Source organism: Cupriavidus sp. PET2-C1 (genome assembly GCF_054515855.1).
The window spans coordinates 557,503-579,189 of record NZ_CM137260.1 but is presented as its reverse complement, the minus strand read 5'-3'; the positions used below and the strand labels follow the sequence as shown (position 1 = coordinate 579,189).

Annotated in this window: 22 protein-coding genes; 15 read left to right on the top strand and 7 right to left on the bottom strand. The window is 67.5% G+C overall.

The features are described 5' to 3' along the window. Positions 1 to 224: 224 nt before the first annotated feature. Together ACX12D_RS22590 and ACX12D_RS22585 are read left to right on the top strand one after the other, a co-directional pair. Positions 225 to 1,265 carry a S1C family serine protease gene (locus ACX12D_RS22590; protein ID WP_459375714.1) on the top strand — a complete coding sequence of 347 codons (1,041 nt, stop codon included), beginning with the start codon at positions 225 to 227 and terminating at the stop codon, positions 1,263 to 1,265. Between the two features lie 55 nt (positions 1,266 to 1,320). Next, the gene (locus ACX12D_RS22585; RefSeq protein WP_459375713.1) at positions 1,321 to 2,058 is read left to right on the top strand and encodes a hypothetical protein; all 738 of its coding nucleotides are present in this window, start codon (positions 1,321 to 1,323) and stop codon (positions 2,056 to 2,058) included. Between the two features lie 21 nt (positions 2,059 to 2,079). On the opposite strand, the gene ACX12D_RS22580 is transcribed toward ACX12D_RS22585, so the two are convergent. Further along, positions 2,080 to 3,000 (bottom strand): SMP-30/gluconolactonase/LRE family protein, encoded by a 921-nt coding sequence (locus ACX12D_RS22580; protein ID WP_459375712.1) that lies wholly within the window; start codon positions 2,998 to 3,000, stop codon positions 2,080 to 2,082. Positions 3,001 to 3,048: 48 nt separating this feature from the next. Further along, positions 3,049 to 4,017 (bottom strand): Bug family tripartite tricarboxylate transporter substrate binding protein, encoded by a 969-nt coding sequence (locus tag ACX12D_RS22575; protein WP_459375711.1) that lies wholly within the window; start codon positions 4,015 to 4,017, stop codon positions 3,049 to 3,051. Between the two features lie 353 nt (positions 4,018 to 4,370). On the opposite strand from ACX12D_RS22575, the gene serA reads away from it, so the two are divergent. Beyond that, the gene (gene serA / locus ACX12D_RS22570) at positions 4,371 to 5,582 is read left to right on the top strand and encodes a phosphoglycerate dehydrogenase (RefSeq protein ID WP_174424696.1); all 1,212 of its coding nucleotides are present in this window, start codon (positions 4,371 to 4,373) and stop codon (positions 5,580 to 5,582) included. Between the two features lie 78 nt (positions 5,583 to 5,660). Here the strand turns inward: serA and ACX12D_RS22565 are convergent, their stop codons facing one another. After that, on the bottom strand, positions 5,661 to 6,410 hold the full coding sequence (locus ACX12D_RS22565) for an H-NS family nucleoid-associated regulatory protein (protein WP_459375710.1): 750 nt from the start codon (positions 6,408 to 6,410) through the stop codon (positions 5,661 to 5,663). Positions 6,411 to 6,796: 386 nt separating this feature from the next. Here ACX12D_RS22565 and ACX12D_RS22560 point away from each other — a divergent pair, with 386 nt between their 5' ends. The 5 genes from ACX12D_RS22560 (at position 6,797) to ACX12D_RS22540 (ending at position 10,395) form a co-directional block, all read left to right on the top strand. Then, complete coding sequence (locus ACX12D_RS22560; RefSeq protein WP_459375709.1) at positions 6,797 to 7,519, top strand: cobalt ABC transporter substrate-binding protein; 723 nt, start codon at positions 6,797 to 6,799, stop codon at positions 7,517 to 7,519. A gap of 13 nt (positions 7,520 to 7,532) precedes the next feature. Beyond that, positions 7,533 to 7,823, top strand: a complete 291-nt coding sequence (locus ACX12D_RS22555) for a DUF3649 domain-containing protein (protein WP_459375708.1) — start codon at positions 7,533 to 7,535, stop codon at positions 7,821 to 7,823. Further along, positions 7,820 to 9,466: a PepSY-associated TM helix domain-containing protein gene (locus ACX12D_RS22550; protein WP_459375707.1), complete on the top strand. Its 1,647-nt coding sequence runs from the start codon at positions 7,820 to 7,822 to the stop codon at positions 9,464 to 9,466. The genes ACX12D_RS22555 and ACX12D_RS22550 overlap by 4 nt, the downstream gene beginning before the upstream one ends. Continuing rightward, the gene (locus tag ACX12D_RS22545) at positions 9,463 to 9,825 is read left to right on the top strand and encodes a DUF3325 domain-containing protein (RefSeq protein WP_459375706.1); all 363 of its coding nucleotides are present in this window, start codon (positions 9,463 to 9,465) and stop codon (positions 9,823 to 9,825) included. The genes ACX12D_RS22550 and ACX12D_RS22545 overlap by 4 nt, the downstream gene beginning before the upstream one ends. 156 nt (positions 9,826 to 9,981) lie before the next feature. Next, the gene (locus ACX12D_RS22540; protein ID WP_459375705.1) at positions 9,982 to 10,395 is read left to right on the top strand and encodes a PaaI family thioesterase; all 414 of its coding nucleotides are present in this window, start codon (positions 9,982 to 9,984) and stop codon (positions 10,393 to 10,395) included. 122 nt (positions 10,396 to 10,517) lie between these two features. On the opposite strand, the gene ACX12D_RS22535 is transcribed toward ACX12D_RS22540, so the two are convergent. Further along, positions 10,518 to 11,939: an MFS transporter gene (locus ACX12D_RS22535; protein WP_459375704.1), complete on the bottom strand. Its 1,422-nt coding sequence runs from the start codon at positions 11,937 to 11,939 to the stop codon at positions 10,518 to 10,520. Positions 11,940 to 12,178: 239 nt separating this feature from the next. Between ACX12D_RS22535 and ACX12D_RS22530 the strand changes: the two genes are divergently transcribed. Beyond that, positions 12,179 to 12,343, top strand: a complete 165-nt coding sequence (locus ACX12D_RS22530; RefSeq protein ID WP_253931542.1) for a hypothetical protein — start codon at positions 12,179 to 12,181, stop codon at positions 12,341 to 12,343. A gap of 224 nt (positions 12,344 to 12,567) precedes the next feature. Continuing rightward, a complete protein-coding gene (locus tag ACX12D_RS22525; RefSeq protein ID WP_459375703.1) occupies positions 12,568 to 13,227 on the top strand; it encodes a hypothetical protein in 660 nt (219 codons plus the stop codon). 1,566 nt (positions 13,228 to 14,793) lie between these two features. Here the strand turns inward: ACX12D_RS22525 and ACX12D_RS22520 are convergent. Both ACX12D_RS22520 and ACX12D_RS22515 read right to left on the bottom strand, forming a co-directional pair. Next, entirely contained in the window at positions 14,794 to 14,997 is a 204-nt protein-coding gene (locus tag ACX12D_RS22520) for a hypothetical protein (protein ID WP_441638500.1), read from the bottom strand. 57 nt (positions 14,998 to 15,054) lie between these two features. Further along, complete coding sequence (locus tag ACX12D_RS22515) at positions 15,055 to 15,318, bottom strand: hypothetical protein (protein WP_459375702.1); 264 nt, start codon at positions 15,316 to 15,318, stop codon at positions 15,055 to 15,057. Between the two features lie 256 nt (positions 15,319 to 15,574). Here ACX12D_RS22515 and ACX12D_RS22510 point away from each other — a divergent pair, with 256 nt between their 5' ends. The 4 genes from ACX12D_RS22510 to ACX12D_RS22495 all read left to right on the top strand — a co-directional run bounded on the left by ACX12D_RS22510 (position 15,575) and on the right by ACX12D_RS22495 (position 19,724). Beyond that, complete coding sequence (locus ACX12D_RS22510; protein ID WP_459375701.1) at positions 15,575 to 16,483, top strand: alpha/beta fold hydrolase; 909 nt, start codon at positions 15,575 to 15,577, stop codon at positions 16,481 to 16,483. A gap of 23 nt (positions 16,484 to 16,506) precedes the next feature. Further along, a complete protein-coding gene (locus ACX12D_RS22505; protein WP_459375700.1) occupies positions 16,507 to 17,979 on the top strand; it encodes an MFS transporter in 1,473 nt (490 codons plus the stop codon). Between the two features lie 158 nt (positions 17,980 to 18,137). Continuing rightward, positions 18,138 to 19,214 carry a methyltransferase gene (locus tag ACX12D_RS22500; RefSeq protein WP_459375699.1) on the top strand — a complete coding sequence of 359 codons (1,077 nt, stop codon included), beginning with the start codon at positions 18,138 to 18,140 and terminating at the stop codon, positions 19,212 to 19,214. Positions 19,215 to 19,256: 42 nt separating this feature from the next. Beyond that, positions 19,257 to 19,724 carry a ferritin-like domain-containing protein gene (locus tag ACX12D_RS22495; RefSeq protein ID WP_459375697.1) on the top strand — a complete coding sequence of 156 codons (468 nt, stop codon included), beginning with the start codon at positions 19,257 to 19,259 and terminating at the stop codon, positions 19,722 to 19,724. Positions 19,725 to 19,750: 26 nt separating this feature from the next. On the opposite strand, the gene ACX12D_RS22490 is transcribed toward ACX12D_RS22495, so the two are convergent. Next, the gene (locus ACX12D_RS22490) at positions 19,751 to 20,575 is read right to left on the bottom strand and encodes a FadR/GntR family transcriptional regulator (protein ID WP_459375696.1); all 825 of its coding nucleotides are present in this window, start codon (positions 20,573 to 20,575) and stop codon (positions 19,751 to 19,753) included. Positions 20,576 to 20,799: 224 nt separating this feature from the next. Between ACX12D_RS22490 and ACX12D_RS22485 the strand changes: the two genes are divergently transcribed. Beyond that, positions 20,800 to 21,687, top strand: coding sequence for an NAD(P)-dependent oxidoreductase (locus ACX12D_RS22485; RefSeq protein WP_459375695.1), 888 nt, complete (start codon positions 20,800 to 20,802; stop codon positions 21,685 to 21,687).

Below are 21,687 nucleotides of genomic sequence, written 5' to 3'. Positions count from 1 at the left end.
ATGTTGTCGGCCATCAACCGGGAATCTTTAGCGCGGCGGTCGCAATAGCGGGCCACCCGCTTGGCATCCGGAACGTTTATCATAAGCAGCCCGGCCGAACTGGCCGGGGAAAGACCAGACAGCCCGCACCGTCAGGATAGCGGCTGAATCCGGCAAAACCAGTCACCAGAATGAACATCATGGGTCGGGCGCAAAACATTGCGGGAAGCGTCGCTATTTCGTGTTTGGCTTTTGGCATCTCGACGAATTGCCTGGCGCTGGATTCGGCCGAACTCTATGAGCGGGAATCGCCCAGCATCTGGGTGGTATCCGTCTTTGACGCGCAAGGCACGCGGTTCGGCCTGGGCAGCTCGGTGGTGATCGGGCCGGAGGAACTGGTCACCAACTGCCACGTGCTCAAGAGCGGCAAATCCGTCAGCATCCGGCGCGAGAAGGTCACGTATGGCGCCAGCCTGGTGCACGCCGATGTCGAGCGCGACCTCTGCATCCTGCGCGCCAAGGGCCTCACCGCCCCGGCGGTAAAGATCGCGCCGCTGGCCGCGCTCAAGGTGGGGCAGAAGGTCTACGCCATCGGCGCGCCGCGCGGCTACGAGCTGACGCTGAGCGATGGCCTGCTCTCCTCGCTGAACAAGGACGAGCGCGACCGCATCGTCCGCCTCCAGACCACCGCCCCGATCTCCCCGGGCTCCAGCGGTGGCGGCCTGTTCAACACGGACGGGCAGCTCGTCGGCATTACCTACCTGATGCGGACCGACGCGCAGAACATCAATTTTGCCATTCCCGCGCAATGGATCAGCGAGGTGCCAGCACGGTCCGCGCTGGCGCTGCAGAAATTCCGTAGCGAGACGGCGTCCGCCGCCCCGCCTGCCATGGCGCTCCCGCCTGGCCAGCCTGGGCAGCCTGGCCAGGGCGCCACGGCCTACGCCCCGGCCCGGCCTGCAGCCGGCCCGCAGGGCAGGCAACTGACCGGGGCCGAGCTGGCCAGCCATTTCACGCATCTTGGCAGGATCAATGCCACCGCGCCGTCCGGCGTTACGCTCTGGATGCAGGTCCGGGAAAGCGGCAGCCTGGATGTGACCAATTCCGTCAGCCGCGGCTATTCGTCCGGGCGCTACCGCATCGAGCCGGAAGCCAACCAGGTCTGCCTGGAGATGGCCAACCCGAGTTTCAACGCGATGCAAACATGCTATCGGCTGACCGAGGCCGACGGCCGCTATGTGATGCGATCCGCCACCAGCCCCTATTACTTTTCATACACGAAGTAGCAAGCGGGCGCCGGCCGCAACCGGTCGCCTCGCCATTTCTCTCAGGGCACAAGACATGGGAAACCGATATCGATATAGCGCCCCCGCCGCGCTGGCCGTGGCGTCGATGCTGCTGGGCGGCTGCGCGCCGACCACCGTCGGCGTGACCAGCCGCGCCAGCGACTACACCGGCAAGCCCACCCGCATGTATGTGCTGGGCACTACCGGCATGGGGTGGAACAGCGACTTCTCCGCGGCGTTCGCGGCCAAGTTCCGCGAGGTGACCCGGCAGTGCGGCGTGGAATCGGCGTACGACGAGATCTCGGGGCTGGAGCTGGACTCGACCGCGCTGACCGGCAGGATGCGTACGTTCGCCGCCGATACGGTGCTGACCATCGCCAACGGCGGGGGCGTGGTCAATGCGTCCGGCGGCCGCTTGTCGATCAACTATGGCACGACGCTGACGGATGTCAGGCAGAACCGCGCGGTGTGGAAAGGCAAATACACCTTCAGCCGCGGCGGCACCCTCATCCCGATCGAGGAGCGCGCCGCAGTCCTGGCGATCGACATCACCAACAGCCTGAAGAAAGACGGCTTCCTCACCGGCTGCGCGCAAATCGCGCTGGGCCAGAATGGCCGGCTCGACCCGGCTGCCGTGCCGCATGCCGCCGCCGGCGGCGGCACTGGCAACGGCCCGGCCGGCAGGACGAATACGATCAGCCCGGCCCGCCCGGCGCCACCCGTCTCCGCGCCTGCGGGCCCCGCTACCGCGGCAACCCTGCGGGACCTGCAAGACCTGCTGCCACCGAAGTGACAGGCGCGGGCCGCAACGGAATCAAGCGCCCAGCCCGGCCTCGTCCAGATCCGCGAACAGGATCGTGCCCGTCTCCGATTCGGTGACAAACACCTTGCGCGGCCGCCCCGGCTCAGCGGCGGGCTGGAACGCCAGGTTGGTGGTGGTTGCGCCTGCCGGGCTGGCGAGGATCGCCTCGGGCTCGCCGCGTTTGCTCAGCACCCACACGCAGCCCAGGCTGGCATGCGCCACAAACAGGCGGTCACGGCTGTCGATGGCCATGCCGTCGGGGCCGCTGGTGCCGTAGAAGGTAAAGAACTGCCCCACCTTCGACACGCTGCCGTCGGCCTGCAGCGGCACGCGCCACACGCAATTGCCGCGCGTGGCCGCCACGAACAGCACTTTTTCGTCGCAGGACAGCGCCAGGCCGTTGGGGCTGGGCACATTGCCCAGCAGCAGGTCCAGCTGCCCGCCGGCACGCAGGCGGTAGACGCGGCCCGTGGGATCGTGCAGGCCGGTCTGGCCCTGATCGGTAAAGTACAGGTCACCGTTGCGAGCGATGGCGAGGTCGTTCACGCCCTTGAACTGTTCCGCGTTGCGCCGTCCCAGCAAGGTGGTCACTTCGCCCGTGTCTACTTTGACGCGCAACAGGCCGCGGCGATAGTCGGCCACCACCAGTTCGCGCGCGTTCAGGAACTTCATGCCGTTGGGTTCGCCCTGGTACTCGGCGACCAGCGACCATTCCCCGGCCGGCGAGATGCGCAAGATGCGCCCGAACGGGATGTCCGTCACATACAGGTTGCCCGCGGGATCAAAGACCGGCCCCTCCAGGAAGCTGTCGATGCAGGCCCCGCCCTTGTTGGCATCGGCCCACTCGGAGCGCACGCCGGTCTTGCGCAAATGCGCGGGCATGGTCGAGAAGACCTGGAGGGATATCTCCCGGGGCACCGTTCTGAAGTACATGTTGGTTCCTGGTTGTCCTGGCGCCGCGCAATGGCGGCGCTTGCCCATTTACTCGGCCTTCACATCGGCGGATTTTGCCACCTGGCTCCACAGCGCGGTGTCGTCCTTGATGCGCCTGGCGAATTCCGCCGGCGCAATGCCGCCCGGCTGGGCCCCCATGCTGGCCAGGCGCTCCTTCACCTCCGGGGTGTTCACGCTCTTGTGCACCTCCGCCTGCAGTTTGGCGACCAGCGCAGGGGGCGTGCCTTTGGGCGCCGCAAGGCCAAACCAGTTGATGACCTTGTAGTCCTTGAGGCCGGCTTCGGCAAAGGTCGGCACGTCCGGCAGCGCGGGCACGCGCACGGCGCCCGTGACCGCCAGCGCGCGGGCCTTGCCGCCCTTGATCTGCGGCACCGCGGTCGGCGTGGCGGTGATCAGGATATCCACGTTGTTGCCGATCAGCCCCATCAGCGCATCGCCCGCGCCCTTGTACGGGATATGCGTGATCGATATCCCGGCGTCCTTCTTGAAGACCTCGGCCGACAAGTGCGTGGAGCTGCCGGCGCCGCCCGAGCCGAAGTTCAGCTTGCCCGGGTTTTGCCTGGCGAAGTCGATCAGTTCCTGCAGCGTCTTGAACTTCGAGCTCGCGGGCACGATCAGGATCACCGGCGTCTGCGCAATCGTGGTCACCGGCACCAGGTCGTTGTTGTAGTCCCAGGGCAGCGCCTTGAACAGCGACGGCAACATGGTGTACGTGGTGTCGTTGGCCAGCAGCGTGTAGCCGTCGGGCGCGGAACGTGCCACCTGCAGCGTGCCGATGGTGCCGCTGGCGCCGGGCTTGTTCTCCACGAAGAACGACTTGCCGGTGCTTTCGGTCAGCTTCTGCGCCACCTGACGGGCTACGAAATCGGTGGTACCGCCGGCGGTGTATGGCACCACGATGCGCACCGGCTTGTCGGGCCAGGTGGCGCCGTGGGCATAGGTAGCGGCCACGCTAAGGGTTGCCAGGGCAAGGCTGGCGCAAAGGCGGTGGTACATGGCTGTCTCCATTGATGTCTGACTGATGTCCGGTGTCCGGTGTCCGGTGTTCGCTATGCGTGGCTCACGCCTGCTCTTGGCGGCGGGTCGTTCTTCTGAAGTTGTCGCGCCCGTTTGTTCTATTAGACGGAATAACATTCTGATTAATTGTAGGAGCCGTTGATTCGCCGGTCAATCCGGGGGCTTTCCCTAGCGGGCCTCGTACCGGGCGGGACGGATTTGCCATTGGCGGCAATGTGGGTGTTCGGCTGGGCAGCGCTGCCTGCGTTACCATGGCAGCGTACGTTTCACCTTGCGCATGCCCTCGCGCTGCCGCACCCACCTCGCGCCTTCGCCGCCATCACCCAATCGCCATGACCTCAGCACTGCTGCTTGAAAACATCCATGACACCGCCGTCGAGCGCTTCAAGGAAGCGCATGTCACCGTCGAGCGCCGCACTGGCGCGCTCGCTGGCGACGAACTGCATCGCGCTCCCGCGGCCCACCAGATTCTCGGCATTCGCTCCGCCACGCACCTTGGCGCCGCTGAAATCGAAGCCGCCAAACACCTCGTGGCCATTGGCTGCTTTTGCATCGGCACCTCGCAGGTAGACCTCGACGCCGCGGCCCGCGCCGGCATGCCGGTGTTCAACGCGCCGTTCTCCAATACGCGTTCCGTGGCCGAGCTGGTGATCGCGGAGGCGATCCTGCTGCTGCGCCGCGTTCCCGAGAAAAACGCGCTGGCGCATGCCGGCAAATGGGCCAAGGGTGCAAGCGGGTCGTTCGAGGCGCGCGGCAAGACCATCGCCATCATCGGCTACGGCAATATCGGCTCGCAGGTTGGCGTGCTGGCGGAAGCCATGGGCATGCGCGTGGTGTACTACGATGTGCAGGCCAAGCTGTCGCTGGGCTCGGCGCGCGCGGCGCGCTCGCTGGCGGATGCGGTGTCGCAGGCCGACATCGTGACGCTGCACGTGCCGGCCACCGCGCAGACCAAGAAGATGATCGATGCCGACGTGCTCCGCCAGTTCCGGCGCGGCGCAATTCTGATCAATGCGTCGCGCGGCACCGTGGTGGATATCGAAGCGCTGCGCGCGGCGTGCGATGACAACCATATCGCCGGCCTGGCGATCGACGTCTTCCCCGAAGAGCCCAAGACCAACGCTGACCGCTTCACCAGCCCGCTGCAGGGCGTGCCCAACGCGATCCTGACGCCGCATATCGGCGGCAGCACGGAAGAGGCGCAGGAAAATATCGGCACGGAAGTCGCCACCAAGCTGATTGCCTTCCTCAGGACGGGCGACACGATTGGCGCGGTGAATTTCCCCGAGGTGAGCCCCGGCCCGCTAACGTCGCCGGCGCGGCTGCTCAACGTGCACGGCAACGCGCCGGGCGCGCTCGCCGCGCTCAACACGCTGCTGGCGCGCGACGGGGTCAACATCGTGGCCCAGCACCTGCAAACGCATGGCCAGATGGGCTACGTGGTGACCGACCTCGACAAGGTGCCCTCGCCGACGCTGGCCGCCGCGCTGGATGCGGAAACGACGTTTATCCGCTGCCGCACCATCATTAACCCGCTGGCCTGAACGGCAGCGCAGCGCCATCGCTGCCTCGCCGGCAGCGGCCAGGACAGCGACCAGGACAGCGGCCATCGGCCGCTGCCTTCAATTCACCCGGAAATGCTCCACCGACTGGCCCGCGTTGACTGCACGCAGCAGCCATGCGGGCATGGGGCCCACGCCATCCCAGACCTGTCCCTCCGCATTGCGGTAGCGGCGTGCGGGGGCGCTCGCCTGCGGCAGTGCTGGCGCAGGCGCTGCCGGCGCGGCGGCGGCCTCGGCTGCCTGTGCCGGCGCCGCGGCTGGCGCCGCTGCTGGTGCCGCTGGTTTCACGGCTCCCGCTTTCTGCGCGGGCACGGACATGGTCACCCGTGCAGGCGCAGGAGCGGCGGCCGGGGTTGCCGCCGGCTCGGCAACCACTACGGCGGCCGGCTTTTCCGCGGGCACAGCGTCGGCAACTGCCGCCGCAACTACGACAGGCGCGGCTTCCAGAGTTGCGACCGGCACAGCAGGCGGCGCTGATTGCCTGACAGGGGCAGGAACGCGTTTGCGCGCTGCGGCCTTGCGCAATGGCGCAGGAGCTACTACCGGCGGTGCGGTGATTGGCCCGGCAGGCAACAGCGCGGGCGGTGCCGTGATCGGTCCTGCGGGCAACAGCGCCTGGGCTACATCTACATCCATTTCACTTTCCTCGACGATGGGTTCCTCGGCCGGTGCCCTGGCGGGCGCCGCCTCCCAGTCAAAACAACCTGCCGCCTCCAATTCATCCATGGAGATGCCGAGCCGCTCCATCTGGACGCGGATCCAGACAATGGCGGCGACTTTCTTGACGTCGGCGGGATCAGAAGAAGGCATGGCAAAAGACACAATAAATGCAGGTAGAAGGGGCGGGGAAACGGTCGCGGATGCGGCGCTGGCCGCACACTGGAGATCCTGAAGATCGCACATGATAGCCGAGCGCGGGACCGGCCCCCGCCGAGCCTTGCATCCGGACGCAAAAGCCGGGCCAAAGACCCCTCTCCCGCACCCCCTCGATGACCGCAAATCCGCCTCCGGGGGGCGTCGGCCGGCCTGCGTTCATGGCCTGCCCCCACGCTCCGCCATCACGCAAAATCCACACAAGATAAATGAGAACGATTATCATATGCGACTCCGCGGCCACGATTTGCCGGCCGTCCCAGCCAACGGCCTGTGCGCGACACGGCACTACCAGGCCCCCGTCTTGAAAGGATGCATCACCCATGAATCGCCTCATCACCTCGGCCCTGCTTTGCGGCGCCGCACTGAGCGGCACCGCTCAGGCCCACCAGGTCTGGCTAGAGCAAACGCCAGCGGCCGCCCAACTGTATTTTGGCGAATTCAACGAGAACCTGCGCGAAGTTTCGCCGGGACTGCTGGACCGGTTCGTGCAGCCCACCGCCGTGCTGGTAACGGCCAAGGGTGAGCAACCCCTCAAGGCCGACAAGACCACCAACGGCTTCGTGCTCTCGGGTCGCGCAGGCGCGGGCGAGACCATCGTTGCGCAGGACACGGCCTATCCGGTGCTGGAGCGCAAGGACGGCGACAAGGTGATCCGCACCGCCTGGACGCCAGCGGCTCGCTTGCTGGGCACTGGCGCCACCAACGCAGTAGCGCCCAGGCTCACGCTGGACATCGTGCCGACCGGCCGCGCCGGCGAGTACCAGGTGGTCTATGCCGGCCGCCCGCTGCCCAAGGCCAAAGTGGGCGTGGCCGTGCAGTCCGGCTGGGGCCGCGAGCTGCGCACCGACGAGCAAGGCATCGTGCGCCTGGCGCAGCCGTGGCAAGGCACCTACGTGCTGGAAGTGCACCACGTCGACAAGACCGCCGGCGAGCGCAATGGCAAGCCGTACGACATCGCCAGCTACGTCACCACCCTGTCGCTGACGCAGGGCGATGGCCTGGCCGCGGTACCCGCGGTGCCGGCAGCCGCGCCCAACAAGTAAGGGAGCGCTTGTCATGGGGTTGAGCCAGACCGGCCGCTATCGCCTTGGCGTTGCCTCGCGCGTGGTGGCCGCCATCGGGGGCGGCTATGTACTCGCGGCCGTGGCCACCGGGCTGCTGGCCGTGGTGATGCCCATGCCGCCGGACGAGGCAGTGATGACCGCCACGCTGCTGTCGTTCTCGCTTTACGCGTGCGCGGTGCTGTGGGTGTTCGCCGCCGGCAGCGCGTGGCGCGCCTGGGCCGGCGTGGCGGTGCCTGCCGCGGTGCTCGGCGTCATGCTGGCTGCCTTGCGGGGCGCGTCATGAGGGCCGGGCTGCGTCAATCGATGGCCTGGCTGCATAGCTGGTCCGGGCTGCTGGTGTGCTGGGTGCTGCTGCTGGTGTTCTGCGCCGGCACTGCCAGCTACTTCAAGGACGAGATCACGCTGTGGATGAAGCCCGAGCTGCACCGCTCGGCCGCCACGCCAGTGTCCAGCGCCGAAGCCGCCAGCCGTGCGGTAGCCTACCTGCAGCGCAACGCCGCGGACTCGCCCCGCTGGTTCATCAACCTGCCGGATGCACGCAACCCCGCGGTAAACGTGCTGTGGATGCGCCTGCCCGGCGCGCCGGCCTCAGGCATCGGAGGCGGCCGCGGCCGCTTCGAGAGCCGCACGCTGGATCCCGCCACCGGCGCCTTCCTGCAAACCGTGCGCGACACGCGCGGTGGCGAGTTCCTCTACCGCCTGCACTTCGACCTGTACTTCATGCAGGCGATCTGGGCGCGCTGGATCATCGGCTTTTGCGCGATGTTCATGCTGGTGGCCATTCTCAGCGGCATCATCACGCACCGGCGCATCTTCCAGGACTTCTTCACCTTCCGGCCGCGCAAGGGCCAGCGCTCCTGGCTCGATGCGCACAATGCCACCGCCGTGCTGGCGCTGCCCTTCCACCTGATGATCACCTACACCGGGCTGGTCACGCTGATGTTCATGTACATGCCGTGGGGCATCCAGACCGCGTACCAGGGCAACCAGCAGGCTTTCAACAACGAGGCCTTCGGCCGCGCGCCGCAAGGCAAGCCAAGTGGGCGGGCGGCCCCGCTGACGCCGGTCGCCCCGCTGGTGGAACAAGCCATGCGCCATTGGGATGGCGCGCAGCCCGGCCGCGTCGCCATCATGCTGCCCGGCGATGCCAACGCCACCATCACGGTGTCGCGCGGCACCGAAGGCTCGCTGTCCGCCAATGCGCCGTCGATGCGCTTTAACGGCGTCACCGGCGCGCTGGTCGCGGCCACTGGAGACGCGCCCGCCGCGGCCAACCAGACGCGCGGCGTGATGGTGGGCCTGCACGAGGCGCATTTCGCCGGGCCCTTGCTGCGCGCGTTGTTCTTCGTGAGCGGGCTGGCAGGTTGCGTCATGGTGGCCACCGGCGCGCTGCTGTGGGGCGTAAAGACGCGCCAGGGCCAGGCCAAGGCACTGGCGGCCGGCGCGCGCCCGAGCTTCGGCCTGCGGCTGGTGGACGCGCTCAACCTCGGCGCTATTGCCGGCCTGCCGATCGCGTTTGCTGCGTACTTCTGGGCCAACCGCTTGCTGCCCGTGGGCATGCCGCACCGCCCCGACGCGGAGATCCATGCCTTCTTCATCGCCTGGGGCACGGCAGCCGTGCTGGCGCAGGTGCGGCCGACGCGCGGCATGTGGCGCGCGCAGCTGTGGGCCGGCGCGCTGATGCTCGCTGCCATTCCCGTGCTCAACGCCTTCACCACGCAGACCCACCTGGGCGCGACGCTGCTGCAAGGCGAGGGGCCTGCTGCCGTGGCGGGGTTCGACCTGACGGTGCTGGCGCTGGGCATTGCGCTGGGCGCGGCAGCGCATATCCTGGGGCGGCGCGCCAAGGCGCGCGTGCCGGCGCGGCGCCCGGTGCCGGCCAAAGACACCGGTATGCCGTCCAGCGATGCGAAGGGAGCCGCATGAGCGCAAGCTTGGGTTTCTTCACCGCGCTGGCCTTCACCTATAGCGGTTTCACCGCGCTCAGCCAGACGCTGGACCGCCACTATGCCGATCGCCACGGCCGCGGCGCCGTGCCTTCGCCCGCCGCGCGCTTGCGCCTGCAGGGACTGGGCTGGGCCGAGCTGGCCCTTGCCCTGGCGGCTTGCGTGCAGCAGCAAGGCTGGCCGATGGGCAGCGTCTCGTGGATCGGTACGCTGACGCTCGGCGCGCTCGTGCTGGTGCTGCTGCTCAGCTACGCGCCGGCCATCGCGGTACGCGCCGCCCGCTGGGCAGGGATGCTGGGCGGATGCGGGCTGCTGATGATGGGCGCGATGCCCGCCTAGCCATCTCTGGGGCCCGCGACCAGGATCAGGCGCGCAGCAAGCACTTCTCACCCGTCCCGTCGGAGAGCGCGACGACGAAACCGTCCGGATAGCCGCGGGCCGCCAGCGGCTATCATGACGGCCATTCCAACTCACTGGCACAGTCCCTCGCTCGCCATGCCTGACAACGCCCCCGCAAGCCAGCCTTACGCGCTGGAGAATCCCTTTCTCGAATCGCTGAATCTCACCATCGTGGAGTGGCAGCCGGACCTGGTGCGCATGTCGCTGATGCCGCAGGCTGCGCACCTCAACAACACGGGCGTCGTGCAAGGCGGCATCCTGGCCACGCTGCTGGACGCGGCGGGCGGCTACGCCGGCCTGTTTCCCGAGCATGGCACGCGCCGCGCCGCCACCACCATCTCGCTGAACGTCAACTATGTCTCGTCCGCGCGAGTGGAGCCGTTGCTGGTGGTTGGCCGGCGCGTGGGCGGTGGCCGCCGGGTGTTTTTCTCCAACGCCGAGGTCACCGACAGCCAGGGCCGCTTGATCGCCACCGCGCAGGCCGCGTTCCGCAGGAAAGATCCGGTCTGAGGGAAACCAGACCGCGCCCGTGTTGCCGGCACGCCGGCCCTGGCTCGGCAATCACAGCAGCCGCGCTTGCGGCAACACATCGGGCCAGGCTGCGGCAGCGCAGGTGTGGCACGCAAAGCGGGCTAATCGCGCGACGACAGCGGCGGCGCAATCTCTTCCAGCGGACGTTTTTCCGCATTGACCGCATAGCGCAGGGCAAACAAGCCCGCGACGATCACCAGCACCGCGCCGATGCCATAGCCAGCAGCCACCGCGGCGCGGCTGCCGCTCTCGATCAGCGCGCCGAACAGCAGCGGCCCGATAAAGCCCCCCGCGCCCGTCCCCACGGCGTAAAACACGGAAATGGCGAGGGCGCGCGTCTCGATGGGAAAGACCTCGCTCACCGTCAGGTAAGCGGAACTGGCCGCCGCGGAGGCCAGGAAAAACACCGCCGACCAGCACAGCGCCTGGCTGCGCGCGTCAAGCCAGCCCTGCTCGAACGCCCACCCGGTCAAGGCCAGTCCAACACCGGACAGCACATAGGTAAGGCCGATCATGCGGCGCCGCCCGGCGTGGTCGAACAGTGGCCCCAGCAGCAGCGGCCCCAGCACGTTGCCCAGCGCAAAGGGGAAGATATACAGCCCCACGCGGTTGTCGGGCACGCCGTGAAAGCGCGTGAGCACCAGCGCATAGGTAAAGAAGATCGCGTTATAGAAGAACGCTTGCGAGACCATCAGCGCCAGGGCGACCGCGCTGCGCAGCCGGTAGCGCTTGAACAGCACATGCGCGACCTCGCCAAGCGTAGGCGCCGCGCGCCTGGAAAGCAGGATCGTGCCCGTGGCCGGCGGCAACGCGCCGTACTGGGCCACCACCTGCGCCTCGATGGCGGCGACGATGCGCCCGGCTTGCTCGCCACGCCCATGCGTCAGCAGCCAGCGCGGACTCTCCGGCACATCCCGGCGCACCAGCAAGATGGCTAGCGCCAGCACTGCGCCGAGCAGGAACGCCGCGCGCCAGCCCAGGGCCGGGCCCAGCACGCGCGGATCCAGCAGCACCAGGCTCAGGCCCGCGCCAAGCGCGGCACCGAACCAGAAGCTGCCGTTGATGGCCAGGCTGACGCGCCCGCGCACGCGCGCCGGGATCAGTTCATCGATGGCCGAGTTGATCGCCGCGTACTCGCCCCCGATGCCAAGGCCCGTCAGGAAGCGGCACACCGCGAAGAAGACAAAACCCGTGGAAAAAGCGGTGGCCAATGTCGCCGCCATGTACACCGCCAGCGTCACCAGGAACAAGGCCTTGCGGCCAAGGCGGTCCGCAAGGCGGCCGAACACCAGCGCGCCCACCACCGCGCCAGCTATGTACAGCGACCCTAACCACCCTACCTGCGCCGCATTGAGGCCCAGTCCATCCGGGCGCTCGAGCACGCCGCCCAGCGATCCCACCAGCGTCACCTCGAGCCCGTCGAGCACCCACGCCACCCCCAGCGCGATCACCACCCGCCAGTGCCAGCGCGACCACGGCAGGCGGTCCAGGCGGGCGGGGATATCGCTCTGAATAAGTGGCATGGCGGGTTCCGTCCCGGTGCGGCGATTGGCAAGCATGCGCTGCAGTCCGCGCCTGAGAGGCGCTTCCGGCATCCGCTCAGCCGTTCACGATGTTTCCGTCATGGATCGGCACGGCCTGGCCGCTGAAGTAGCTAGCCAGCTAGCCGCGCCGGGTGCCAGGAACACGTAGCCGCCAGCGCCCGGCATGCCAGGCGCGCGACGCCTACAATGAATCATGGCCACCATATAAGGGAACCGCCATGATCGCCTATATGCTCTTCCTCGGGGCAGTCGTCCTGCTCTATGCCTTCGTCATTCGCGCGGGCTTTTTCCACAAGTCGGTGCTCTATCCGGAACACGCCCATCCGTTCCATTACTGGTGGGACCGGATTGTCCATCACCAGAAGAAAGAGAAAGCCAGCTAAGGCGCTTGGGCCCTGCAAGGCCTGACCAGGCCGCCCAGCCCGCCGACCGGCGGGCTGTTTCATGCCGGTGACAGGCACCGGACACCGGGCGTGGTCCCCGGAACGGAAAGCGGAAAGCGGAAAGCGGAAAGCGAGCCCCCCACCAAAGCGGCCCTTGCTGCTCATGATTGCCTGCCTGGGTGCTAAACTGGCCGCCCTTCTTATCCGGCTGTTGCTCCCTCTCCATGCGCTTTTCCCGTCTCGCTACCCAAGCTGCATTCCTCGCTGCCTGCCTGGCATCCGCCAGCGCCGGCGTCATCGCCGCCACCGCCCCGCCCGCGCCCACGCCCGACCAGGTCACCGCCGCTATCCAGCAAGCGGAGGCCGAGCGCCTGAAGCAGCTGGAGCAGACTGACCCGGCTGCGGCCGAGCGTGCGCGCTCGCCGCTTGTGGCGGGGATCATGGCTTCCATCAAGGCGCACACGGTCAAGGGCTGCCTGCCCGCCAGCGGCGGCGAGATCGTCTGCATCGTCGGGGTCAAGGCTGGCCGCCGCGACGGCTACCGCGCACTGGCCTTCGGCGGCAACCCGGAGCCGTGGGTGCTGGTGCGGCGTGAAGAACCCGCCATCAGCGGCCCGGATGCCGAGCAAGCCACCGCCTCGATGCGCGAGTTTGCCCGTGGGAAATTGAAGACCGAGACGGATGCGGAGACAGTCGCGGAGCTGACCGCAATGGCCACATCGCTGACGGTCAAGCAGCTCGACGAGTGCGGCCTGAGCCACAATACCGGCAACGTGCGCTGCTCCGCCATGATCTCTACCGGCGGCAAGCCCGACCAGCGCGTCACCGGCTTTGCCTTTGCGCTGGAAGCCGGCGGCTGGCGATTTGTGCCGCACGAGCAGTAAGCAGGCCGCTGAGGCCATCCCGGGCCACTGCCCCGCAGGGAGCGAGGATCACATCCACTAGCTTCGAACGTTGATCCAAGTCAAGTGGGTGATGAAGCACAAACCCCACGCTGTTGGGGCAGATGTCTGCCGCCCATGGTGAGACACTGCGTGCGGGCGGGAAAAGCGTCTCGCCCAATGGGACTTGGAAAGCGGGGCAGGCATGGCGCATTGCCACGACGTCGCCAGGCGCATTGCATGGCCTGTGGCACGCATCCGCATCATCCCGATGGTGGATCGCCGGGCGCCGGCACAGGCGCTTTTCCACCGTCAATAGTCCTTCACGATTACCCCAATAAGGGGGGATCGTCCCCACGCGAGATGGGTGCACAATCCGGCCTGAAACAGCAAGCGCAGGCCTCGAATCCCATGCAAGATGACGCGAAACCACAGATCGATCCGGCTCGTTGCCGCGAAGCCATGAACGAGTTGGGGGCCGGTGCGCTCACGGATGCGCAGATGCCTGGCGCGCGGGCCACGGCGCAGCAGATCGCGGAGCACCGGACGCGGGCACTTGCGGATTTGCTCGAGGAAGCCATTCGGAGCGGGACGCCGCGAGCGCTGGGCAGCCATCGCAGACGGTAACTCACAAAACGAGGACAAGAAACTGCGCGGGTTGGCTGGCTTGCGCAATCCACGCGGCTACGCGCGCCGGCGACAAGACCCCGACTCGAACAGTGCCGGCTCGACCTGTGGCCACCAACGCTCCAGAAAAGAAAACGCCCGCGCGCGGCCGGCGTAAAAAAACCCGCCTGTAGAGGCGGATGTGTTTGCTACCACACTTACGAATCTACTCTGGACATCTAGAGTGAAAGTGCTCGCTAGTCTTGGTCATCAACAGGATTCGCCGAGTGCCAGGCTGATCCCTCCCAGGCGCCTGGCTTTTTCCGTGGCCAGCCGCTTTAGCCAGCCCGCCTCCATCGTCTAGCGCCCGGGTCTGCAGCACGGTGCGCAAGCGCACACTGCGTCAAAAAACTGCGAGGAAAAAAGCCGCCCGAAGTCGGCTGATGGACTGTGCTGCTCCGGCTACTCGCCGGCTTCTTCTTGAATCCCCGTTTCCTTTTGAACCCTTACCTGCCGTGCTGTCGCGCCCCGGGCACGGCCGTCGGCGGTCACCCATGATCGCCCCCGTCATCGCGTCGCGCACCTCCCCCGCCACCTCGGCCAGGTCCTTGTCGCGCCGGCGTTCGATGAAGTTGAACAGCCACCGCACGATGGCTCAGCCCGGCAGACCGCAAGCGAACACCACGCGGAACAGCGCCACCGTGACAATTGTTGACAGTCCCAAGCCGCGCGCCCTGCTAGCCTTGAAACTCGCATCGCGGCCCTCCGCTGGGCACGATGCGAATTCGTATCCCCGCCTGGCATTCCGTGCCTGGCGGGATTTTTTTTGCTCCGGAGGATGCCTGCTCGTGGCGGGCTGTGGAAGCCGAGCATTCTGGCGTATCGCGACCCGTGGGACGAGATCGATGGCGCAAGCGCGTGGGCGGCGAACCCATGGGCGTGGGTGGTGGAATTTCGGAAGGTTCAGATATGAACGTCAACCCATTCCCTGGCCCAGGCAAGGCCTTCGGCAAGTGCCCCTTCAAAAGTCGGGTAATAGCCAAGCGGGTCGGAGGTCTCGAGCACTTGGCCATCCTTCTCTACGGCCCCCGAAGCTTCGAACGAGCCATCCACCAAGGGCTTTGCAAAGCCTCGGATGGTGTATCCGCCATAGGTCGCGATGGACATAGTTGCCCCCTCGGGGCTCGTAGTTTGAACCGATACGCGCTCACTTGGCAGACGGGTTCAGTGATCGGCAGTGTCGCCTACGTCGGCGTCAGCTACGAAACCCATTCCGCCCTTGCCTTCGCCCAGCCGCACAGCAACAAGAACGGCCGAGTGCGGCACGAGGATGATCGATGCTTTGTGCCTCAACTCGGTCATTCCACCGCTTGTATCGACGCCGTCACAAAACAGCTGGCTCCAGTCGTCGACGCGGGCGTGTGTCTTGAAAATCGTCGGCGACAGTTGGCGCCAATGTGCGCCAGCCAGGACCACAAACCATGGCATGTCCATCTCCGGAGTGCTTCTCAGGGAATCGTAGCAATGAAGCGTCTAACGACCAAGGCCGCAGTGACTGAATTGACGTGAGAGGATGGCAAGACGCCATCGTCTTTCCATGCGTTGTAGACGAACAATAGACGGCCACGGCTGGCGGCGGCTCTCTGGCCGTTTCTATTACCTCTCGCGTAATTGGCGCGCAGCCCCCCAGCTCCGACACTGAGCTTGCCTGGACTCGCCAGGTAACCGCCACCGGAGCCGCCTCATGCCTGCCGCCGCCATGACACATTCCGCGCCGTCCCTGCGCCATCCCGGCGCATCAAACCCCGCCGAGCGCCACGCCACACAGCCCGGCCATGTGCTGACCCGTGAAGGCGTGTCGCTCTTCGTGCGCGACTGGCACACCGGCAATCCGGCGGCGGACGTGGTGCTGTTCGCGGCCAGTTGGGCGCTGCCATCGGACGCCTGGAGCGGGCAGATGCAGGCGCTGCATGCCGCAGGCATGCGCTGCATCGCCTACGACCGCCGGGGGCATGGCCGCTCCAGCGATCCGGGGCACGGCTATGACTTCGATACGCTGGCCGACGATCTCGCGGACGTCATCGACGCGCTCGGCCTGCGGCGCGTGACGTTGGTCGGCCATTCGATGGCGGCGGGAGAGATCGTGCGCTACCTGTCGCGCCACGGCGCGGGCCACGTCGCCGGCATCGTGCTGGTGGGCTGCACCACGCCGTGCGTGCCGCGCAGCGACGACAACCCGGACGGCATCGATCCCGCGCTGCTGGCGCAAGCCGCGGCCGAGCTGGCGGACGACTTCCCGCTCTGGGTGGAGAACAACCTCGCGCCGTTCGGCGGCGGCCTGTGCTCGGCGCCGCGGCTTGCGTGGGTGCGCGCCATGGCGCTGCAGACTTCGCTGCAGGCGCTGCTGGGCTGCAACCATGCCAGCGTCCATGCGGATTTCCGCGCGGAGCTGCCGGCCATCAAGGTGCCGGCCCTGCTGGTCCACGGCGACAACGATGCCTCCTGCCCGATTGCGCTGACCGCCGAGCGCACGGCAGCCCTGCTGCCCAACGCCCGCCTCACCGTCTACGCGGGCGCGCCGCACGGCCTGCCGTTCACGCATGCGCGGCGGCTTGGCGCGGACATCCTGGCGTTCGTGCGCGAACTCGGCTAAGCCCCTTGCCAAGGACTCCTGCCATGCCCTCCTCGAGCCTGAACCGCGCCGAGAGCGCGCCCGTCCCGCACCACGCCGCCGCATCGTCCCCGACCGCCATGGACCGCCTGGCCCTGTTGGTGATGCTGAGCGGCACCTTCATGGTGGTGATGGATTTCTTTATCGTGAATGTGGCGCTGCCCGCCATCCAGCGCGAATTGCACGCCAGCGCCGGCGCGCTGCAGTTCGTGGTGGCGGGCTATGGCCTGGCCAATGCCACCGGGCTGATCACCGGCGGGCGGCTGGGCGACATGCTCGGGCGGCGCCGCATGTTCATGCTGGGCCTGTTGCTGTTCGCGCTCGCCTCCGCCGCTTGCGGGCTTGCCCCGTCCGCGCCCGCTCTGGTCGCGGCACGCGTGGCGCAGGGCCTGGCGGGCGCGCTGCTCCAGCCGCAGGTGCTGGCCATGCTCTCGCTCACCTACACCGGCCCCGCGCGGGCGCGGGCATTCGCCGCGTACGGCCTGACGCTAGGCCTGGCGGCGCTGCTCGGCCAGCTGGTGGGCGGCGCGCTGATCCGGGCCGACCTGGGCGGGCTGGGCTGGCGCATCTGCTTCCTGATCAACGTGCCCGTGGCAGTCATTGCGCTGGTGCTGGCGCCACGCGTGTTGCGCGCGTCGCCGCCCACCGGCGGCAGCAAGCCGGACGTGCCTGGCATGGCGTTGTTGGCGGCGGCACTGGGCGCGCTGGTGTGGCCACTGGTGGAAGGCAGGCAGCAAGGCTGGCCGCCCGCCGCCCTGCTTACGCTGGCCGTGGCGCCCGTGTTGCTCGTCCTGTTCGCCTGGCATCAGCGCCGGCAGCATGCGCGCGGCGGACAGCCGCTGGTGAGCCCGGCGCTGTTCGCCGCACCGGGCTTTGCGCGCGGACTGGCCGTGACGGTAGCCTTCTACGCCGGCAATGCCTCGTTCTACTTCGTGCTGGCGCTTTACCTGCAAGACGGCCTTGGCCTGAGCCCGCTGCAAGGCGGCGGCGCGTTCACGATGCTGGCGCTGGGCTTCTTTGCCGCCTCACTGGCCGCGCCGCGCATCGCCGCCCGCCTGGGGCGCTCGTCCATCGCCTATGGCGCGATGCTGCTGGCGGCGGGCCACTGGCTGCAACTGGCGAACACGCTGCTGCCATGGCAGGCGCAAGGCACCGGCTCGCTGGCGGTGCTGCTGATCCTGCTGGTGGTAGAGGGTGCGGGCATCGGCATGGTGATGGCGCCGCTGGCCTCCGCCGTGCTGGCGGGGACGGCGCAGCACCATGCAGGCGTGGCCGCGGGCGTGCTTGCCACGGTCCAGCAGGCAGGCAACTCGGTCGGCGTGGCGCTGGTCGGTAACCTGTTCTATGCGCGGCTGGAAGGCGCTGGCGCGGCGCATGGCTACGGCAGCGCCTTTGCCTGGTGCCTGGGATGCCTGCTCGGCCTTGCACTGCTTGTCACCCATCTTTGTCACGGGCAGCGGCTGGCCGCGGCCCCGTAGGCCCCGGAGCCACGCGCTGGCCTCCTCCCGAAATGGCGCAACGCCGCCAGAATCGGCTGGATTTCGCCTCTTCCGGCATCTAGAGTTACCAGCATCCTTCCCTACGCCCCGGCGCCCGGGTATCCAGGTATGCGCCGGCGGCGGCGACGAGGTGACTTATGCAGAACGGAAAAGACGTCGCCCGCGGCCCCGCGCCCGCCAGCCCGTGGCAGGTGCCGGACCTGACACCGGAGCGGGTGTTGCAGCTCGGGATGGGCTTCTGGGCCTCCAAGACTTTGCTCAGCGCGGTGGAGCTTGGCGTGTTCACCGAACTGGCGAAAGCGCCGCAGCCGGCCGGCCCCCTGGCCGCCGCCCTTGGCCTGCATCCACGCGGCGCGGTGGATTTCCTCGACGCGCTGGTGGCCCTGCACCTGCTCGAGCGCGAAGACGCCGAGACACCCAGCCGGTACAGCAACACGCCCGACACGGACCTCTTCCTGGACAAGGCCAAGCCCACCTACGTAGGCGGCCTGCTGGAGATGGCCAATGCGCGGCTGTACCCCAGTTGGGCGTCGCTGACCGATTCGCTGCGCTCCGGCCTGCCGCAGACCCAGGCCGACGAGCATGGCGACCTCTTCGCCGCCATCTATCGGGACGAACAAGGCCTGCGCGGCTTCCTGCAAGCCATGACCGGCGTCAGCCTGGCCGCCGCCCAGGCGATGGCGCGCAAATTCCCCTGGGCGCAGTGCGAGACTTTTATCGATATCGGCACGGCGCAAGGGGCCCTGCCGGTACAGATCGCGCTGGCCCACCCGCATCTGCGCGGCGGCGGCTTCGACCTGCCCGCGGTTGGCCCGGTGTTCGAGGAATATGTCGCCTTGCATGGCCTGCAGGATCGGCTGCGTTTTTATCCCGGCGACTTCTTCAACGACCCCTGCCCGCAGGCAGACGTGCTTGTCATGGGGCATATCCTGCACGACTGGGATCTCGAGCAGAAGCTATACCTGCTGGAAAAATGCCACGCCGCGCTGCCCGCCGGCGGCCGCCTGATCGTCTATGACGCGATGATCGACGACGCGCGCAAACAGAACGTGTTTGGCTTGCTGATGAGCCTGAACATGCTGATCGAAACCCCGGGCGGCTTCGATTACACCGGGGCGCAATGCTGCGCCTGGGCCAGGCAAGTGGGCTTTGCGCAGGCGCGGGTGGAACCGCTCACCGGGCCGGACTCCATGATGATTGCGACCCGCCAATGACGCAATGACGTAGCAACGCCAACCCATCGGAGAGGACGTGCCATGGCCGAGATGGAAAAGGAACAAGTGGTCAGCGTGCTGAACCGGATCCTCGAAGCCGAGCTTGCGGGGGTGGTCCGCTATACCCATTACTCGCTGCTTGTGTTCGGCTTTGGCCGCATCCCGATCGTTTCCTGGCTGCGTGAGCAAGCCAACGAATCGCTGCTGCATGCCCAGCAGGCGGGGGAATGGATTACCACGCTGGGTGCGTATCCATCGCTGGCCATCGGCAAGCTGCTCGACAGCCACACCTTCGATACCGCCGCCATGCTGCGTGAATCGCTGGAAGCGGAAAACGCTGCCCTCAAGCTGTATCGCGAGCTGCTGTCGCTGGTGGAGGATCGCTCCGTGGCACTGGAGGAATTCGCGCGCCAGATGATCCAGATCGAGGAGCTGCATGCCGGCGAGGTCGACAAGATGCTGCGCAAGCCGGGGCAGGCCGCGGCCTTCGCCCCGCCGCCAAAAGCCTGACGCACGATCCGCGTGGGCGGTGTGCGTCAACGCCGTGCGGATGGCCGGCGCAGCACTTCGCCCAGGCCCGCGCGCGCCAGGCGTTGCGCGGCTGCGCGGCTGTTGCCGGTCCAGAAGCTCTGGTCGGCTGCGCCGATGCGGTCCGCCGTATTCTTCATGTGCTGAAAGGCGGCCTTGCGCGCCGCCTCCGGGTCGCGCGCCTGGATGGCCGCGCACATGGCTTCGTGCTCGGCGCGTACCTGCGCGGCCAGGTCGGTGCGCCGCGCCTCGTTGCCGCGGGTGACGCGGATGGCATCCTGCAGTGCGCGCGTGAGCAGCCCGAGCAACTCGGTGTAGTGGGGATTGCCGGTGGCGCGGGACACGGCCATATGGAATGCCAGGTCCTCCTCCACGCCGTCGCCGCCCGCGGCAACGGCGCGGTCGATGGCCTTCAGGGCCCGGCGGATCTGCACCATCTCGGCCTCGCTGCGGCGCTCCGCCGCCAGCGCCGCCATCTCGGCCTCGATGCCGCGGCGCAACTCGATGATGCGGACCACGCCCCGCGCCGGGTCGCCGTCGCCGGGCCCAAGCCGGAAGGCTGCGCTGGTCCTGGGATCCAGCACCACGGTGCCGCTGCCCTGCCGGGTTTCGACCAGGCCTTCGGATTTCAGCCGGGAGATCGCTTCACGCACCACGGTACGGCTCACGCCATATTCCTCGGTCATGCACTTCTCGGTAGGCAGCCGCGCATTGACCGGATAAGCGCCTTTGCGAATCTGCCCCGCGAGCAGCGCGGTGATGCGATCCGCCAGAGTCATCTCGCCAGCCAGCTTTTCTGGCACTTCCGGGCGCTTCACGGTGTCTGTGCGCATTCGGCCTCCATGCTGGTAACGCAGGATGTTCTGCAGTTGGCGATGGGACTCGCCTGAAGGCGATCATAGCATCGCGAACAAATTTGCTTGACAAATTCATAGTATAAATTTGCAATACAACTTCGGTCCGGCCGACGAGGCCAACGCCATCGGCAACGACATGCCTTTCGGCCTGGCCGCCTCAGAGTTTGGCGCCTGCAAAAAAACACAAGAACGGAGACGGCATGAAAACAATCGGCATGATCGGCATCGGCATGATGGGCCATGGCATCGCCACCAACATCGCCAGGCACGGCCACCCGCTGGTGCTGCTCGACCATCCCGGCAACCAGCCGGTGGACAACCTGCTGGCGGCCGGCGCCACCATGGCCGCCACCCCGGCCGAGCTCGCGCGCGTGGTCGATATCGTGATCCTGTGCGTCACGGGCACCCCTGAGGTGGAGGACGTGCTGTTCCGCCCGGACGGCGTGCTTGCCGGCCTGCGCCAGGGCGCCGTGGTGATCGACTGCTCCACCGCCATTCCCTCGTCCACGGAGCGCATTGCCGCGGCGGTGGCCAAGGCCGGCGCACGCTTCCTTGACGCGCCCATGACGCGCACGCCCAAGGAAGCCGCGCAAGGCCGCCTCAACCTGATCGTCGGCGGCGACCGCGCCTTGTTCGAGCAATGCCGGCCATTGCTGTCGTGCTTCGCGGAAAACATCGTGCACGCCGGGCCGGCCGGCTCGGGCCACCGGCTCAAGCTGCTGCACAACTTTGTCTCGCTGGGCTTCTCCGCCGTGCTGGCCGAGGCCGCCGCCTGCGCCGAACGCTCTGGCGTAGACCCGGGCGTGCTGGTGGAGGTGCTGGCCAAGGGTGGCGGAGACGGCGTGATCCTCAACCGCTTGCGCCCTTACATCGAATCGCAGGACAAGTCCGGCTTCCGCTTCTCGATTGCCAACGCGCTCAAGGACATGGGCTACTACACCACGATGGCGCAGGAGCTTGGCGCCGCGCGGGCCACTGCGGAAGCGGTGCGGGATACCTACGAGCGCGCCAGCCACACCGCGCGGCCGCAGCCGACGGTGCCGGAGCTGATTTCGATCCTGGCGGACGCGGCAGGCAAGGCGGCCTGA